The sequence below is a fragment of the uncultured Roseobacter sp. genome, from assembly GCF_947491795.1.
Taxonomy (GTDB): Bacteria; Pseudomonadota; Alphaproteobacteria; order Rhodobacterales; family Rhodobacteraceae; genus Roseobacter.
This window is the reverse complement of sequence record NZ_CANLKW010000005.1, coordinates 16,504-32,669: the sequence shown is the minus strand read 5'-3', so window position 1 is coordinate 32,669 and position 16,166 is coordinate 16,504. Positions and strand designations below refer to the sequence as shown.

The following is a 16,166-nucleotide window of genomic DNA, read 5'->3' as shown; positions in this document are numbered from 1 at the left end:
TTCATGACCCGCACCACTGTTCTCTGGTCTTTGTTTGCTCTCCAGGCTGTTTGCTGCGGATACTTTCTGATGGACATCACCTGGGATCTGCTGTGGCCCCAGGCCATCAACTCACTTGCGGAAAGCGACGTCATTGAAGCGCTGGTGACTGTCGCGCTCTTTCTGGGGCTGATTTTTACCGGAAACGAGCTGCGTCATATGCTGCGCCGGCATGATCAGCTGAATGACCAGATCAGGGTTGCTTCCGGTGCCTTTGCCGATGTTCTTGAACAGCGGTTCGGGCAGTGGTCTCTGACGTCAGCGGAACAGGATGTGGCAATTCTGGCCATCAAAGGCTTTTCCATTTCAGACATTGCAGAGATCCGTGAAACGCGCCCTGGCACGATCAAGGCGCAGTGCGCCGCCGTCTACCGCAAAGCCGACGTCACCGGACGCGTGCAACTGCTGAGCGTTTTTCTGGATGACCTGCTCAGTGATGATCTGGTCGACGGCGCCCGGCGCAAAGAAATCTGAGGACAAAGATATGAAATCTACCGGATTGCTGGCCCTGGCCGGTACCGCACTGGTGCCCGCCTGGCAACTCGCTGCACTGCCCGCCACGCCCGACCCGCTTGCGCTTTTCAGTCAGTACCTGGGGCTTCTGGCACTTATCCTGATGGCATGGGGGCAGATCATGGCGACCCGATTGCCGGTCGTTGAAACACTTTTCGCCGGCCTTGACCGCGTTTACATCATTCACAAATGGGCGGGCATGACCGCAATGGCGGCACTGTTGCTGCATGACACCATTGATGCAGATATGCCCGGCACCAGCCCGAACTCTGTCGTGAACGACATTGCGGAAACCCTTGGCGAGCTCAGCCTGTATGGCTTGCTGATCCTTGTTCTGCTGTCCGTGATGACGTTTCTTCCATACCATCTGTGGAAATGGACCCATAAATCGATGGGCGCCCTGTTTATCGCCGGGTCGCTTCATTTTGCCTTGATCAGCAAGCCCTTTGCGATGGGCGATCCGGCAGGGTTGTTTACCGGGGTTTTCTGCGCACTGGGGGCGGTGGCCTGGGCTTACACAGTGCTGCCCGAGCATATGAAACCGGCTGCATCATACCGGATCACACAGCTCCAGCGGACAGGTGGTTCTCTTGCCATCACCATGACGCCAGATGCACGCGCCCTGAAGCCACGACCCGGCCAGTTCGGTCTTTTCCGCTTCACCGGCGCAGGCTTGCCCGAAGCTCATCCCTTTACCTTTTCGGCCATCGGTCCCGATGGCACCTTGCGCATCACAGTGCGCGCTCTGGGGGATTTCACAGAGTTGCTGGACGGTGCCGTGGCGACCGGTCAGATTGTGCACGTCCATGGCCCCTTCGGCCGCTTTCTTCACAAAGCGCGCCGCCCCGCTGTCTGGGTCGCGGCCGGTATCGGCATCACGCCCTTTGTGGCGCAGGCCGCGGCACTCAGACCGGGCGATCAGCCAGTGACGCTGATGTACAGTGTCCGCGACCGGACCGAGGCCCCGCATTTGTCAGAGCTGGAGGCGCTGACTGCCGCGAAAGACAACCTGACGCTTCAGGTTACGGAGACCTCCCATGGCCGCAGGCTGAACGCCGGTGACATCGCGCGGGAAATGGCTGCTCTGGGGACGGGAACACAGCTGTCTTTCTGCGGGCCGGTGGAAATGCGCAGAACACTTTTGCGAACGCTGCCTGCTGCCGGTATCTGCGCGCGCGGCATGCATTTTGAAGCCTTCGAGTTTCGGACCGGTATCGGATTTGCGCGGCTGGCGCGCTGGCTGTGGCAGCGGGCGGTTGACCGCAACGCAAAAAAACCACAGCGCCCCGGCCTGAGAGGCGCTGGTTTACAGCGTGACCTCGGCAACCGCTTTGGGGTGGTCCGTCAGAGGTTCCCAGCCGTCTTCGGTCACGATGACACTGTCGCCGACCTGAGCACGGAAACTGTCCGAGCTGACAGAGCCGTCGACGGCCAGAACCATCCCGGGCTGCAGCACGGTTTTGTCTCCGGTCACAAGCTGGGGCGCTTCCAGAAAACTGAAGCCCGTCGCACGACCGCATCGGAACGGATAATCAAAGCCAGCGCTCTGTATGACCTCGGCATAGGCCGCATGCACTGCTTCCGCGGTCACACCCGGGCGCAGTGCATCAAGGGCTGCACGCTGACTTGCCACCGCAACCTCATAAAGCGCGATCTGGCGCGGGTCCGCCGCCTCCCCAATCCAGAATGTCCGGTCAAAGCCCAGTTTGAAGCGGTGAAAATTGGTCATGCCACAAAAACACAGGAAAACAGGTTCGCCGTGCTGCATGATCCGGGCAGAGGCGCGGTGATGGGTTTTGGTTATGTTTTCACCAGAGGCCATAATCTGCAGAAAATGCGTGTTCGGCGACATATCCGCCTCGGCATAATGTGCGGCCAGCAGTTCAGCCGCCTTTCGTGTACCGGCCTGCGAAATGGCCAGAGCGACCTCATATTCCGGGACCCCCGGGGCAATGGCGGCGCGGCCCGCAGACATCATTGCATTCGCGACCTGACCCGCGTGCCGGGCCATCTGCAATTCGGCTTTGGATTTGATCATGCGCATGTCTGACAAAACCGGCGTCACGGTTGTCATCTTTTCCGGCGGGATCAACCCGTTCACAAAGGCGCGGACAGGTGGAGGCATGTGCGCTGGTTCCATGGCGACACTGTCCGCACCTGCGACCGCGGCAGGCAGTTCAGCGCGCCACTCATCCCCCATGCCATCATTCCATGCGGCGATCCGGTCCACCCGCGCCGCAGCCCTTGCCGCTGCGAGATCCAGTGATGGGGTGATCAGCAGACTGGGCCCGTCCCGGTGCACGACAAGGATCGTGGGGCGCCCGAATTCCATGTGCAAATAGTCAAAATAACCGGTCAGGTAGTAGACATTGTCGTCATCCGTGATCAGCGCCACATCAATGTTCTGCTGCGCAAGGCGGTCCCGAAATGCGTTCATCCGCTCTTCAAACATGCTCAGGCCCCTTTTCGGTTGCGGGTAATCTGTCCCGCACAAGCTGCGCCCAGAAGGCAGCACCTATGGGCAGCAGATCGTCGTTGAAATCATAGTCATCCGCGTGCAGCGGCTGACCGCAGGCGCCTTCGGTGCCGTTGCCCATCAACAGGAAGCACCCGGGCACAGCTGCGCAGAAATGGGCGAAATCCTCCGAAAAACTCATCGGCATGCACGCGCCGTCGACGTCGAGACCGGTGCGCCGTGCCGCCCAAACAACGGCCTGCACGGGCTCTTCTGAATTGATCGTTTCAATGAATTCAGTGTCGAAACTCACAGAAGCGGACACCCCATGCGCTTCAGCAATGCCGCCCGCAATCTGTTTTATCAGGGACGCGACCTTCATACGGTCCTCTGGCACGCGTGCCCGGACATCCCCTTTCAGAGTGGCATGGCCGGGCAGGACATTGCGCTGACCATCGGTCAGAAACTCCGTGACCGACACAACCGCGCCCGCACCCGGGGGCAGTTTCCGCGCCACGATTGTCTGCAGCGCCTGGACCATTTCCGCCCCGACGGTGATCGCGTCCCGGCCCACGTGCGGCATGGACGCATGGCCGCCCTGACCGGTGATGTCGATCGAGAAAAGGCTCTCGCTCGCACAGATCTGCCCCGGACGGGTGAGCACATGCCCCAGCGGTGCGCCGGGCAGATTGTGGATCGCATAGACCTCGCTGATGGGAAACCGCTCCAGCACGCCCTCACTGATCATCGCCTGTGCACCCAGGCCATGTTCTTCGTTAGGCTGGAACAGAAAAACGACGGTGCCGTCAAACCCGGCATCCTGCGCCAGGGCCGCAGCCGCACCGAGCAGCATGGTCAAATGCCCGTCATGCCCACAGGCATGCATCACGCCACTTTGTTGCGACACATATGCGTGCGTGCTTTTTTCCGTGATCGGCAGCGCATCCATATCGGCGCGCAGGCCAATCGCCCGGTTTCCACCGCCACGGCGCAAGAGGCCAACAACACCTGCCCCCTCATATACCTCGAGGCCGAGGTCTCTGAGGATTTCTGCCACCCGGGCTTTGGTCCGGGTTTCGGAAAACCCTGTTTCCGGAAACCGGTGAAATTCGTGCCGCAGTGCAATCAGATCGTGCTTGTCCATAACCGGGCGGTCTCCCTCCGTTTCCCCCGAGCCTAACGTCTGTGGTGGTATTGGCAGATACGAAAACGACCTCCGACTCAGAATTTTTCAGGACAAGGCCTGAAAGAACAAATGCGCCAGATACGCAGTGACCCTGGCAATGGCCCGCACAGGACAGGGCGGTGATAAACACCGGCTGGCCACGTATGGCGATTGCACCCCTGACAACACTGCTGTTACGCTTGCAGTCATGATTACGCCCTCCCCTCCCCGATTTGCCGCCCGACTCAATGCTTTCCGGATTGGCGCATCGGCGTACTGGCCCGGAAAAAACGCCGTGACAACGGCTGATCTTCTGGCGCGGGCAGCGACGGCCGGGTTGAACGCGGCTGATCTCAATTACCCGGATCATTTCGCCGCGGACACACCAGAGCACCTGAGCCGGGTTCTGGAGGACAACGGCATGGTGCTGAACGGCGTGGCCATGCGCTACTACACCGATCCGGGCTATAAACTCGGAGCTTTCACCCATCCGGACGCCACCGTACGGCGCGCAGCCATTGACGAGACCAAACGCGGGCTCGATGTGCTGGCCGAAATGGGCGGCAATCTCATGACACTCTGGATGGGACAGGACGGTTTCGATTATTCCTTCCAGATGGACTATGCCCAGGCCTGGGACCGCACGCTGGCCGCGATGGCAGAGGTCGCGGATCATAACCCCGGTATTGATATTGCACTGGAGTACAAACCAAACGAACCGCGTGCCTTTGCGCTGATGCCTGATGCCGCCACGACCCTGCTGGCACTGCGCGAAATCGCACGCCCCAACACAGGTGTCACACTGGATTTTGCCCACGTTCTTTATGCCGACGAGATGCCTGCTTTTGCCGCGGCACTTGTCGCACGGCATTCGCGCATTCTGGGTGTTCATCTGAATGACGGCTACGGCAAATGGGACAACGGGCTGATGGTCGGCGCTGTCCATCCCATTCAGACGGTTGAGCTGCTGGTTGAACTGGAGCGGTGCGGCTACAACGGGGCCATCTATTTTGACACCTTCCCGGATCACTCCGGCCTCGACCCTGTCGAGGAAGCGCGCACAAACATTGAAGTCGTTCAAAAACTGCGGGCAACAGCCGCCAGACTGGTTGGGAACACGGACCTGCAGAATGCAATCGCCGCGCAGGACGCGCCACGAGCGATGCGGATTGTCCAGGGTGCCATGCTGGGGTGAGCCTGCTCGTTGCCGGATCCCTGCATCTGGACGTGGTGCTCCGCGCGCCGCACCTGCCGGCCACGGACGAAACCGTTGCCGGCACATCGGTGAATTATGTTTTCGGTGGAAAAGGCGGCAACCAGGCCCTGGCTGCCGCGCGGATGGGCGCCGGTGTTCACTTTGCAGGACGTTTGGGCCGGGACCGGTTCGGGGAAATGCTGCGCGAAACGTTGCAGACATCCGGGATTGATCTGTCCCAGCTGCAAACCGACGATGGTGCCAGCGGTATGAGTGCCGCAATCGTTGACGCCAACGGGGAGTACGGGGCCGTCATCGTCTCTGCGGCCAATCTGAACATCGACGCGGACCGCATCACGCTGCCGCCGGACACGTCTCTGGTCATTTTGCAGAATGAAATCCCCGACGCTGCCAATCTGGAGATCGCCCGCAACGCGCGGGCGGCGGGCGCGCAGGTCTGGCTGAATGCGGCTCCCGCGCGCTCTTTGCCCGACGCGCTGGCCGAAAGTATTGATCTGCTGATCGTGAACCGGGTCGAGGCGGAATTCTACAGCAAGGCGGGCATCAGGACACAGATGCTCAGAACTGCCGGTGCAGAGGGTGTGCTCTTTCTGGGCGGGCACTGGCCGGCTGAAACCGTTGAAGTCGTCTCGACACATGGTGCGGGCGATATGTTCATCGGTGCACTGGCAGCGCGGGTGTCTGAGGGCATGGAAATCACCGACGCGATACCCTTTGCCCAGGCCGCGGCTGCCCTGCATATCTCTGTCCCCGAAGACCAGCGTTCAACGCTGAACCGGTCTGCCGTGGACGCCTTTCTGACAGGCTAGTCGAGGCGGTAGAACCGCGCAGCCGTGCCACCGAACACGTCCAGCCGCTGCGCGTCGTTCAGATCGGCCGTCAGCGCCTGAGCGGTCTCATACCAGTTGCCATACTCCGCCTGCAGCCGGCAGACGGGCCAGTCCGACCCCCACATAACGCGCGCCGGTCCAAAGGCTGACAGAACATGTTCGGCAAAGGGTCTCAGATCGTCCATGCTCCACCCCTCCGCCGCCTCTGTCACCAGCCCCGAGAGCTTGCAGAAACTGCCGGTCTCTGCGGCCAGACGCGACATCCCGTCGGCCCATTCCGAAAAGGCGTCCCGCCCCGCCTGCTGGTCGCGGATCTGCGGTTTCATCGCGTGGTCGATGACAACACGCATATCCGGATACCGTCCGAGCAGCGTCAGAAAGTTCCCGAGGTGACGCGGGAACCCAAGCGCGTCAAAGGAGAGATCAAGGTCGCAGATCGCGTCCCAGGCCCAGGCGATATCAGACCGCAGCATCCAGTCCGTGTCGGGAATATCCTGGATCATGGGGCGCACACCCAGAAACTTCGGATGCTCCGCCAGCCGCCGAAGATGACCCTGATGCGCCGAATCCTCAAAATCGACCCAGCCCACGACACCGCGAATGAACGGCGTGGCTTCCGCAAGGCCCAGCATATATTCGGTTTCCTGCACAGTCGCTGCGGCCTGAACCAGAACAGTGCCGCCGATGCCATGCCGCTCCAGTGTCTGTTCCAGATCACAAGGCGCATAGGCCCGGTTCAGCGTTGGGTTGTCTTTTGGCATCCAGTCATAGTCACCCCTGGCCGGTTGCCAGAAATGCTGATGCGCGTCGATCTTCATGAAGGTGCCCTTGCATCCATCAGACCCTGCTCTTTCAGATCAGCCCAGAGAGCCGCCGGGATCTCTGCCATTGCGGCTTTCAGATTGCCCTGCATTTCACTGACGCCCTGCCCACCGGGGATCACGGCGACATGTGCGGGATGCAACAGCGGGAACTGAAACGCCGCATCGACCAGTCGGACCCCGTGATCACTGCAAACCGCCTCGATAGCGTTCACGCGGTCAATGATCTCCTGCGGGGCGGGATCATAATTGTAAAACGCGCCCGGTTTCGCGCCGGTCGCCAGAATACCTGAATTATAGGGTCCCCCGGAGACGATCCCGATCCCGCGTTCCTCACAGAGCGGCAGAAAGCTGTCGAGCGCCGTCTGCTCCAGCAGCGTGTAGCGCCCCGCCAGCAGAAAGAGATCAAAGTCGCCGCGTTCCGCAAGGGTCTGACAGACTTCCCATTCGTTGATACCGCCGCCGATCGCCCGGATCAGCCCCTGATCGCGCAGCGAGATCATCGCGTCATAACCGCGCCCGGCGAAGAACTCCTCGATACGCATGTCGGAAATTTCTTTGGAGCCGTGGCTGAAAATGCACAGGTCGTGCACGTAAAGGATGTCGATCCGGTCCACGCCCAGCCTGGAAAAAGAATGCTCGAAAGAGCGCATGACACCGTCGTAGGTATAGTCATACTGCTCGCGGCGCTGAGGCACCTCGAACCACTTGCCAACGCCGGAACGATGCTCCGGGGCACAGGCCTGAATGAGACGACCCACTTTGGAGGACAAAACGTATTCATCGCGCGGTTTGTCCCGCAGGAAAGGGTTGAGGCGCGTCTCTGAAAGGCCGAGGCCGTAAAGCGGCGCTGTATCAAAATACCGCACGCCACCGTCCCAGGCCGCGTCAAGCGTTGCACGCGCATCCTCGTCTGAGATTGCCCGGTACAGGTTGCCCAGAGGGGCGGTCCCAAAGCCAAGTTCTGTAAAAGTCAGCCCGCCGTTGCCCAGTCTGTCCCAGTGTCGCGTCTTCAGTGTCATTCTGATCTCCCCCTGTATGCCTGCACAGCTTAGCGCAGTATGCCTTTACGTGAACAGGCTGGCAGTCATAAGATTGCGAGAGGAGAAGAGAATGACAATAAAATTCAATAAAGTGTTTGGTGACACAAAGCCCGTCATCGGCATGATCCATATCGGTGCCCTGCCCGGAACACCTCTCTTCGATCCTGGCGTTGATCTGCTTGGCGCAGCGCGTGCGGATCTGACGGCACTGCAGGACGCAGGCTTTGACGCGGTGATGTTTGGCAACGAAAACGACCGGCCCTATGAGTTTGACGTCGATACCGCATCGACCGCGACCATGGCCGCAATCATCGGTGCTTTGAAACCCGAGATCACAGTCCCTTTCGGCGTGAACGTTCTGTGGGATCCGATGTCCACCGTCGCTCTGGGTGCTGCGACCGGTGCCGCATTTGTGCGCGAGATTTTTACCGGCACCTATGCGTCGGACATGGGGCCATGGACGCCGGATGCGGGGCGCGCGATGCGCTACCGCGACCGGCTGGGGCGCCCGGACATGGCAATGCTCTATAACGTCAGCGCTGAATTTGCCCATTCTCTTGATGCGCGGCCACTGCCGGACAGGGCCCGCAGCGCTGTCTTTTCCTCAGTGCCGGATGCGGTACTTGTCTCCGGTCAGATCACAGGCGAGGCGGCATCGATGTCCGATCTGGAGGCCGTAAAGGCCGTCCTGCCCGATACGCCTGTGATGGCAAACACCGGCGTAAAGCATGAAACCGTGGCCGATGTGCTGCGCGTGGCCGACGGATGCATCGTAGGCTCTTCGCTCAAGGTCGACGGCGACACCTGGAACGCCATCGACCCGGACCGCGCGCAGGCGTTCATGCAAGCAGCGCGGCAGGCCCGGTCATGAAAGAGCGGATCACGCAGGATCTGCTGGACCTGATGCGCCTGCCTGGTCTTGCAGGTCATGAGGACCGCGTGCGCAGAGAGATTGCGCAAAAGCTGCGAAACGCGGGCGTTGAGAGCGAAACGGACCGCCTTGGGAACCTTGCCGCGCACTTCCCGGGCACCGGCCCCTCGGTGATGCTCTTTGCGCATATGGATCAGCTGGGCTTTGTCGTCAGGCGCATCGAAGCAGACGGGCTGCTGCGCCTTGAACGGTTGGGCGGCGTACCGGAACGCGCCCTGCCCGCGCAGGACGTTCTGCTCTGTACCGGTCCGGGCCAGGACATCCAGGGCATTATCGCGCACAAAAGCCACCATGTGACGCCGCCGGGCGAAAAGTACCAGGTCACCCAATATGCGGAGCTGTTTGCAGATGCCGGTTTTGCCTCGGCAGATGAAGCGCATCGGGCCGGCATCCGTATCGGCACCCCCGTTGTTTACCGCCCCGCAGCGCACAGGTTGCAGAACGACACAGTCACAGGTACGAGTGTTGACGATCGCGCAGGCTGTGCTGTGCTGCTGGAAATGGCCCGGCTGCTGCATGCCCGCGACGCCGGGCCGCCCGTGCATCTGGTCTTTTCCGTTCAGGAAGAATTCAACCTGCGCGGCGCGCTGCCCCTTGCGCAGAAACTGCTGCCCGACATCGCCATACAGCTTGATCTGATGCCCGCCACGGACACACCGGACGTTGCCGGACAGGGGGACATGGTACTGGGCGGCGGTCCTGGCATCAGTCTCTATTCGTTTCACGGGCGCGGCACGCTCAACGGTGTCATCCCGCATCCGGCCATGGTGCAGCTGATGGAGACGGCGGCCGCCGCAGAAAAGATACCGCTCCAGCGCAGCGCGCGCACCGGCATCCTGACCGATCTGTCATATGTCCAGCATGTGGGTGGCGGGGTTGCCTGTATCGATGCGGGTTATCCGATGCGCTATTCGCATTCCGCCCGCGAGGTCTGCGACCTCAATGACCTGGTGGCGCTGACCCGTCTGCTGGCGGCAGCACTCGGCAGGGTTGGCGCTGACTTTTCGCTCAACAGGGATGATTACACCTGATGCCACTGACTTTGGGAATTGATATCGGCACCTATGAAACCAAGGGTGTTCTGGTGGATGAAACGGGCTGCGTGACAGCCCAGGCCGCCCGCAGACATGAAATGCTGGTTCCTAGACCCGGCTGGGCCGAGCATCGCCCGGAAGAAGACTGGTGGGGGGATTTCGTCTTTGTCTGCCGTGCGCTACTGGAGCAGAGCCGTGCCGATCCGCACGACATTGTCGCCGTCGCCTGCAGTGCCATCGGGCCCTGTATGCTGCCGGTTGACGCCGCAGGGAAACCCCTGATGAACGGTGTGCTCTATGGTGTGGACGGGCGGGCCGAGGCCGAGGTCAGAGAGCTCACCGACCGGATCGGCGAAGACACCGTCATCAAGCGCTGCGGCAATGCGCTGACATCCCAGTCGGTGGGCCCGAAAATCCTTTGGCTGAAACGGCACCGCCCGGAGATCTACGCGCGGACGGCACATGTGCTGACCTCCACCAGCTTTCTGGTTCAGCGGCTGACGGGCGAGGTGGTGATCGACCACTACACGGCCGCTAATTTCTCGCCGCTCTACGATGTGGCGACACAGGACTGGACGGACGATCTGGCCGACGACATCCTTGATCTGAACAAGCTGCCGCGCCTGTTGTGGTCGGGTGACATCGCCGGCCACATCACCGCAGCGGCGGCGGCTGAAACCGGCCTTGCGCCCGGCACGCCCGTAACCGCAGGTACCATCGACGCCGCAGCCGAGGCGTTTTCTGTGGGCGTGGACCGGCCCGGCGATATGATGATGATGTACGGCTCGACAATCTTCATCATCCTGCGCACGGCAGAACGCGTGGCCGATCCGCGCATCTGGTATGCGCCCTGGCTCTTTGAGGGCGAGCATGCCTCGATGGCCGGGCTGGCCACATCCGGTACGCTGACCCACTGGTTCCGCGACCAGCTTGCCCGTGATCTGGACCCTGCCGATGCCTTTCCGGCGCTGGCCGCAGAAGCCGCAGCATCGCCCCCCGGTGCCAATGGCCTGCTGATGCTGCCCTACTTTTCTGGCGAGCGTACGCCGATCCACGACCCAAACGCCAAGGGCGCAATCTTCGGGCTGAACCTCACGCACACGCGCGGCGACATCTACCGCGCGCTGATCGAGGGCATCGCCTGTGGCACGCGGCATGTGACGGACACCTTTGCGGAACTTGGCCAGTCGCCCAAACGCCTGCTTGCCGTCGGGGGCGGGACGAAAAACGCGCTCTGGCTGCAGGCAACGAGCGACATCACCGGCATCGACCAGATCGTCTGCGAGAAAACCACTGGAGCAAGCTATGGTAATGCGTTTCTGGCCGCTTTAGCTGTGGGTCTCGTGGAACGCGGCGACATCGCAAAGTGGAACCCGGTCGAGACATCTGTCACAGCGCAAAGCGATCCGCGATATGACAAGTCATATGCGCTGTTCCGGCGCCTTTACGAGCAGACAAAGGATATCGCGGCTGAGCTGGGCGCCCTGTAGAACCTGATCGCCCTGGTCGCTGTGCGGGACCAGAGCGCCAATTCGCTTCGGCCTAACCAATGACCGCTGTTGGTCTGATTCGTTTCAGCGTTCCAGCTTTTGCAGGAGCGCTTTTGCAGTTCTTAAATCGAGTCTTGAAGGTGATTTGCCTTCGCCTTGTGAGTGATTTGGCAACTCCAACCAACGCTCACCGTCCCAATGTTTCTTGATAACCGATATCGCGCGCAGAACACTGCCTGCGGCCAACTCTGCCCTCACACTTTTTTTAACGATCTCTGGCATTGTCGCCGCCATGACATTGGATTGCGCACTATGGCGGGCGTGCGCGGCATCCATGAGGGAAAAATCAGCGTCGGACCAGATGCACCACTGCCGCATGAAAACGCTCATCTTGTCCGTCCATTGGTACGTATCGCCTGTCTGAGAGGCGTAGTCGCATTTCGCCAGTAATTTCATGACTTTGGTTGTGCCAGATGGCGCAGCAAAGGTCTCACGTGTTCCACTGATTGCGCCCCAATGCCCGATGAGATTTGCGACGAAGGCGGACAGCATGCAGGCCAAATCCTCCTTCGAAACAGTGTCAAGCGCTGCGACATGTGTACGGACAGCTTCGGAAGGAACAAGAGCCTGATGAACCGTGTAGTGTTCGCCTTGACGGTAGACGTCAACAAGGTTCAGAGCGTGGCACGCGGCTTCATAGTTCGACATCCCAATGTTGTAGATTTCACACCTGTCATCCGGCGGACCAAGATCGCGCCACAACCCTTCCGCAAGAAGACCGGCAATTTCTGCCGCAAGTTGGCGTTCGGGAAGTGTAAGCGCATGGTCCGCAATCATACAAAGTGTCCATCTCACACGAAGTTCATTGAAAACCGACCTTCTTGCTTGCTGCAGCATTTGTCACTTCGGGCTCGAAGCCGTCTTTCACTGTTACTTCACCGCCCCCGCCGCCATGCCTTTGATGATGTACTTCTCAAGGAAGATCGCGACGATTACGAGGGGCAGGATCGCGGCCGAGGACAGGGCCGCCATGGACCACCAGTTGATGCCCTGCGAGCCTGTTTGCGATGCGACCATCACCGGCAGGGTCGTGGCGTTGGTGGCCGTCAGCAAGGCAGCAAAGAAGTATTCGTTCCAGCAGAGCACGAGGCTCAGGATAAAGGCCGCGACCATGCCCGGCAGGGCGATGGGCAGCACGATCTGCAAAAACGCGCCCCAGATGCCCAGACCGTCCACCAGGGCGGCCTCCTCCAGCTCTACGGGGATGCCCTGAAACTGGTCGCGCATGATCCAGATGACGATGGGCAGCACCATCAGCGTGTAGAGCAGAATGAGGCCGACCCGGCTGTCGAGCAGCGCCAGCGATTTGTAGAGCACCAGAAACGGCAGCGCCAGGACCACAGGGGGCAGGATCATCTGACTGAGGAAAAAGAACGAGATGTCGGAGTTGCGCATGAACCCGAACCGGTAACTGAAGCGCGACAGGCCATAGGCGGCAAGCGAGCCCATGACCACCGCCAGCGTCGATGCGGAGATCGACACAATGGTGCTGTTCCAGAACCGTTTGAGGAATTCCTCGCGCACGGTCGAGACCTCGCCGATCAGACGCGGGGAGAGGCCGAGGGACTCCCAGCCTTTCCAGCGGGGTGTGAAATCCACCCAGGGGATCAGGTTGCCTTTCATCACGTCGGGGGCAAGCTTGAAGGAGGTTGTGATCGTCCAGAAGATCGGAAAGAGGCAGATCACCGCCCAGGTCAGCAGAGCCGCATAGATGGCAATGCGGCTGGCCCACCACTTTGTTTTTACGCGGTTATCTGCGTCGTGGTCTTTGAAAACGGCTGTCATGCGGGGCGCTCCATCCAGCGGCTGACCACCTTGAGGAGCAGCGTTACAAAGATCACGATCAGCACCAGATAGACCATGGCCAGCAGGGTGCCGTAGCCCACGTTCGAGCGGTCACGGTATTCGCGGAAAATGAAGCTGGTCACACTGTCGGTGGCCCCGCCCGGCCCGCCGGAGGTGACGTTGATAATGATGTCCGCGAGCTTGAGCTTGAAGATGATGCGGATCACGATGGCCGTGACCGAGACCGGGAGCATGAGCGGAAAGATCACCTCGCGGAAGCTCTGCCAGCCGGTGGCACCATCGACTTTGGAGGCCTCGATCACTTCACGCGGCAGCGCCTGCAGACCGGCCAGCAGCATGATCATCATGAAGGGAATAAAGGTCCAGGCGTCCATCGCCATGATCCAGAAGCGCGCAATCTCGGGACTGCCGAAAAAGCTGGGCTCCACACCCATTTCGCGCAGCACACGGGATATCGGTCCGAACCTGATCTCCAGCATCGACTTGCCGATCATCCAGGACACGGCCACCGGGCTGAGCATCAGCGGCAGCAGAAACACCACACGAAAGAATTTGCGCGCCCGGATCTGGGCATTCAGCAGCAGCGCGAGCCCAAAGGCGATGACATACTCCACACTGACCGCCAGCACGTAATATACCATATTTTTCAAGGCGTTCCAGTAGAACCCGTCATTCCACATCTCGCGCATATTGTCCCAGCCGTTGGGCTGCGGACCATTGGGTGAGGCGAGGTTCCAGTCGGTAAAGGAAATGTAGAGCGCAAAGAGCAGCGGAAAGACCACGAGGCTGATCACAAAGAGGGCGGCAGGCAGGACAAAAAGCGTGCGCTTGCCCTTTTCGCCGTTCACGATGACCTGGGCTGCACAGAGCGCCGTGGCCCAGAGCATATAGGCGTAAAGCACGGGCCGCCAGGTTTCAAAACCGCTTGCCACCCGGCCTGTCTCATAGGCCATCTGCCAGACCGCGAGGGCAACCACCAGCAGCGCGCTGCCCCAGACAATTGCCTTGCCGAAACGCCTGCGCGCCTCGGGGATATTGTCTGCTGTTACAGTATGGAGAAGGTCGCCTTCGGGTGCAGTCATGCGGTTGATGTTAGCGGCTGTCCGGGCGGCTGTTAAGCATGAAAGTGCGCAGGCCCGCGTGGGGGTTTCTTACCCCACCGAACGGTGGGTTTCGCGGCCAAACGCCGTCCTGGCCCGATATCCCTTGTTTTACTGGCAAACCCGACGTCGGTATTACGTCGGTAAAACGTCGGTATTACGTCGGTGCGAAGGTCGGTAAATGCCGGGATGAACAGAGCGTCCGGTCGGATGCGTTAACCTTTCCGCGCCTGCCCCTCGAAAGTTGCCGGGGCCGCGGGCCTTTGAGGCCAGGCAAAGGCTCAGACACCACGGGCAGCCACAGCCACCCGGCCCCTGTTGATCACGCAAAACGGCGGCCGGGCAGCGCCAGGACACGGGCGAATGGCAGCGCGAGCCCAAGGTATGACGCGATCATCGTGTCGTGCCGGGGCACTGTGTCCTGCATCCCGGCGATCCTTGTCCTGTAGTAGACGTCATGGCCGACGGGTGGCACCTGGTCTTTGGGCATCAGACGTGTCGGGATGATCGAAAAGGCGGCGAAAAAATGGGCCAGGACAGGTTCCCGGCACGACGCGCAGAGGCCCCGCACCAGCGGCGAGGGGCGCATGGTGCGCATCCAGTCGACCTGTTCAGGGTCCTCAAGGCGCACCTGACCCCGCCGGAGCACAAGCGCATCGGCATAGGGTGCCTGGTAGACGGACTGGCATCTGGTGCAATGGCATCGAAAGCGCAGCGCGGGCATTACGGAAACCACGGCCCGGGCCTGGCCGCATGTACAGGAGATCTGGTGGCTGCTCATCCGTCTGAGCTTATTCAGGCCGCGACCGGCGGGTCAAGCGGTCGGCGGGTTGGCGGCGACGGTCGACCGGGAGTGAACCACCGTGCAGGGTACCCTTTGACGGCTGGTTCTGTTGCGCAGCTGATGCCCTTTCCGGGGCATGCAGACATCCTGCTCGCGATGACCGTCCCTGCGCCGCATCGTCCGACGGGACGGGCACAGCCATGTCCCGCGCCGCTCGCCGGATACACTGCGTGTCGGTGCGCCTGAGAGCTATTCCACGATAAAGACCTGACCCGTCAGCGCGCCCTCCACGCTTTTGGCATAGGCAAGGCCCACATCTGCCGACGACACGGGCCGGTGACCCTGGAACCATTTTCCATAGCGCGGCGCAGAGACATCCAGCATGCCCAGGCTGACAACATTGACCCGCAGCCCACGCGACAGTTCGATTGCGGCACTTTTCACAAAACCGGCCAGCGCGCCGTTTGCCGTTGCCGCGTTGGTGCCCATGCGGATCGGGTCCCGGTCGAGCACGCCGCTGGTGAGCGTGAAGGACCCGCCATCGGCGATTGTATCCAGCCCGGCCAGAACAAGGTTTACCTGGCCCATCACTTTCTGGCGCAGCCCGACCATGAAACTGTCCTGGTCAAACGCATCCAGCGGCGCAAAGGTTGCATCACCCGCGCAGGAAACCACCGCGTCAAAAGGGGCCACCTGGCGGTGGAGCCCGCGCACCGCGTCGATGTCCGACACATCCACACGGTGGTCGCCGCCCGAACGCCCGACAGTGACAATGTCGTGCCGCGTGCCCAGTTCGCGGGCTGCGGCCTGGCCGATGTCTCCGCCTGCCCCGATAAGAAGTATTTTCATGTCAGCTGTCCTTTGTCCCTGAAGCGTGCG

16 protein-coding genes and 2 pseudogenes are annotated in these 16,166 nt (G+C 60.9%); 8 read left to right on the top strand and 10 right to left on the bottom strand.

What is annotated here, in order from left to right; genetic code table 11:
- Positions 1–3 precede the first annotated feature (3 nt).
- Positions 4–513, top strand: coding sequence for a LuxR family transcriptional regulator (locus Q1A34_RS18075; protein WP_300037674.1), 510 nt, complete (start codon positions 4–6; stop codon positions 511–513).
- Positions 461–904: pseudogene (locus Q1A34_RS22065) on the top strand (ferric reductase-like transmembrane domain-containing protein); the annotation flags it as partial. The gene Q1A34_RS18075 and the pseudogene Q1A34_RS22065, both read left to right, overlap by 53 nt.
- A 198-nt stretch (positions 905–1,102) precedes the next feature.
- On the opposite strand, the gene Q1A34_RS18065 reads toward Q1A34_RS22065, so the two are convergent.
- On the bottom strand, positions 1,103–1,384 hold the full coding sequence (locus Q1A34_RS18065) for a hypothetical protein (RefSeq protein ID WP_300037668.1): 282 nt from the start codon (positions 1,382–1,384) through the stop codon (positions 1,103–1,105).
- On the opposite strand from Q1A34_RS18065, the pseudogene Q1A34_RS22060 reads away from it, so the two are divergent.
- Positions 1,289–1,675: pseudogene (locus Q1A34_RS22060) on the top strand (hypothetical protein); the annotation flags it as partial. The gene Q1A34_RS18065 and the pseudogene Q1A34_RS22060 overlap by 96 nt on opposite strands.
- Positions 1,676–1,858: 183 nt before the next feature.
- On the opposite strand, the gene Q1A34_RS18060 reads toward Q1A34_RS22060, so the two are convergent.
- Both Q1A34_RS18060 and Q1A34_RS18055 read right to left on the bottom strand, forming a co-directional pair.
- Positions 1,859–3,004 carry a Xaa-Pro peptidase family protein gene (locus Q1A34_RS18060; RefSeq protein ID WP_300037665.1) on the bottom strand — a complete coding sequence of 382 codons (1,146 nt, stop codon included), beginning with the start codon at positions 3,002–3,004 and terminating at the stop codon, positions 1,859–1,861.
- Entirely contained in the window at positions 2,997–4,151 is a 1,155-nt protein-coding gene (locus tag Q1A34_RS18055; protein WP_300037662.1) for an amidohydrolase, read from the bottom strand. Before Q1A34_RS18055 ends, Q1A34_RS18060 begins: the two co-directional genes overlap by 8 nt.
- A 316-nt stretch (positions 4,152–4,467) precedes the next feature.
- Between Q1A34_RS18055 and Q1A34_RS18050 the strand changes: the two genes are divergently transcribed.
- Complete coding sequence (locus Q1A34_RS18050; RefSeq protein ID WP_300037659.1) at positions 4,468–5,367, top strand: TIM barrel protein; 900 nt, start codon at positions 4,468–4,470, stop codon at positions 5,365–5,367.
- Positions 5,364–6,197 carry a PfkB family carbohydrate kinase gene (locus tag Q1A34_RS18045; protein WP_300037656.1) on the top strand — a complete coding sequence of 278 codons (834 nt, stop codon included), beginning with the start codon at positions 5,364–5,366 and terminating at the stop codon, positions 6,195–6,197. Before Q1A34_RS18050 ends, Q1A34_RS18045 begins: the two co-directional genes overlap by 4 nt.
- On the opposite strand, the gene Q1A34_RS18040 is transcribed toward Q1A34_RS18045, so the two are convergent.
- Positions 6,194–7,036: an amidohydrolase family protein gene (locus tag Q1A34_RS18040; RefSeq protein ID WP_300037653.1), complete on the bottom strand. Its 843-nt coding sequence runs from the start codon at positions 7,034–7,036 to the stop codon at positions 6,194–6,196. The genes Q1A34_RS18045 and Q1A34_RS18040 overlap by 4 nt on opposite strands.
- Positions 7,033–8,061: an aldo/keto reductase gene (locus Q1A34_RS18035; RefSeq protein WP_300037650.1), complete on the bottom strand. Its 1,029-nt coding sequence runs from the start codon at positions 8,059–8,061 to the stop codon at positions 7,033–7,035. Before Q1A34_RS18035 ends, Q1A34_RS18040 begins: the two co-directional genes overlap by 4 nt.
- Before the next feature lie 91 nt (positions 8,062–8,152).
- Here Q1A34_RS18035 and Q1A34_RS18030 point away from each other — a divergent pair, with 91 nt between their 5' ends.
- From Q1A34_RS18030 to Q1A34_RS18020, 3 genes are read left to right on the top strand one after another with little or no spacing between them, the layout of a single operon-like run.
- A complete protein-coding gene (locus Q1A34_RS18030; RefSeq protein WP_300037647.1) occupies positions 8,153–8,953 on the top strand; it encodes a BtpA/SgcQ family protein in 801 nt (266 codons plus the stop codon).
- Positions 8,950–10,044: a M20/M25/M40 family metallo-hydrolase gene (locus Q1A34_RS18025; RefSeq protein WP_300037644.1), complete on the top strand. Its 1,095-nt coding sequence runs from the start codon at positions 8,950–8,952 to the stop codon at positions 10,042–10,044. The genes Q1A34_RS18030 and Q1A34_RS18025 overlap by 4 nt, the downstream gene beginning before the upstream one ends.
- Positions 10,044–11,537, top strand: a complete 1,494-nt coding sequence (locus tag Q1A34_RS18020) for an FGGY-family carbohydrate kinase (protein WP_300037641.1) — start codon at positions 10,044–10,046, stop codon at positions 11,535–11,537. Before Q1A34_RS18025 ends, Q1A34_RS18020 begins: the two co-directional genes overlap by 1 nt.
- An 84-nt stretch (positions 11,538–11,621) precedes the next feature.
- On the opposite strand, the gene Q1A34_RS18015 is transcribed toward Q1A34_RS18020, so the two are convergent.
- The 5 genes from Q1A34_RS18015 to Q1A34_RS17995 all read right to left on the bottom strand — a co-directional run bounded on the left by Q1A34_RS18015 (position 11,622) and on the right by Q1A34_RS17995 (position 16,136).
- Positions 11,622–12,374 carry a hypothetical protein gene (locus tag Q1A34_RS18015; RefSeq protein ID WP_300037638.1) on the bottom strand — a complete coding sequence of 251 codons (753 nt, stop codon included), beginning with the start codon at positions 12,372–12,374 and terminating at the stop codon, positions 11,622–11,624.
- 93 nt (positions 12,375–12,467) lie between these two features.
- Complete coding sequence (locus Q1A34_RS18010; protein ID WP_300037635.1) at positions 12,468–13,382, bottom strand: carbohydrate ABC transporter permease; 915 nt, start codon at positions 13,380–13,382, stop codon at positions 12,468–12,470.
- Positions 13,379–14,485, bottom strand: a complete 1,107-nt coding sequence (locus Q1A34_RS18005) for a carbohydrate ABC transporter permease (protein WP_300037632.1) — start codon at positions 14,483–14,485, stop codon at positions 13,379–13,381. Before Q1A34_RS18005 ends, Q1A34_RS18010 begins: the two co-directional genes overlap by 4 nt.
- 340 nt (positions 14,486–14,825) lie before the next feature.
- Positions 14,826–15,284 (bottom strand): GFA family protein, encoded by a 459-nt coding sequence (locus Q1A34_RS18000; RefSeq protein ID WP_300037629.1) that lies wholly within the window; start codon positions 15,282–15,284, stop codon positions 14,826–14,828.
- A 252-nt stretch (positions 15,285–15,536) separates the two neighbouring features.
- The gene (locus Q1A34_RS17995; protein ID WP_300037626.1) at positions 15,537–16,136 is read right to left on the bottom strand and encodes a short chain dehydrogenase; all 600 of its coding nucleotides are present in this window, start codon (positions 16,134–16,136) and stop codon (positions 15,537–15,539) included.
- Positions 16,137–16,166 lie beyond the last annotated feature (30 nt).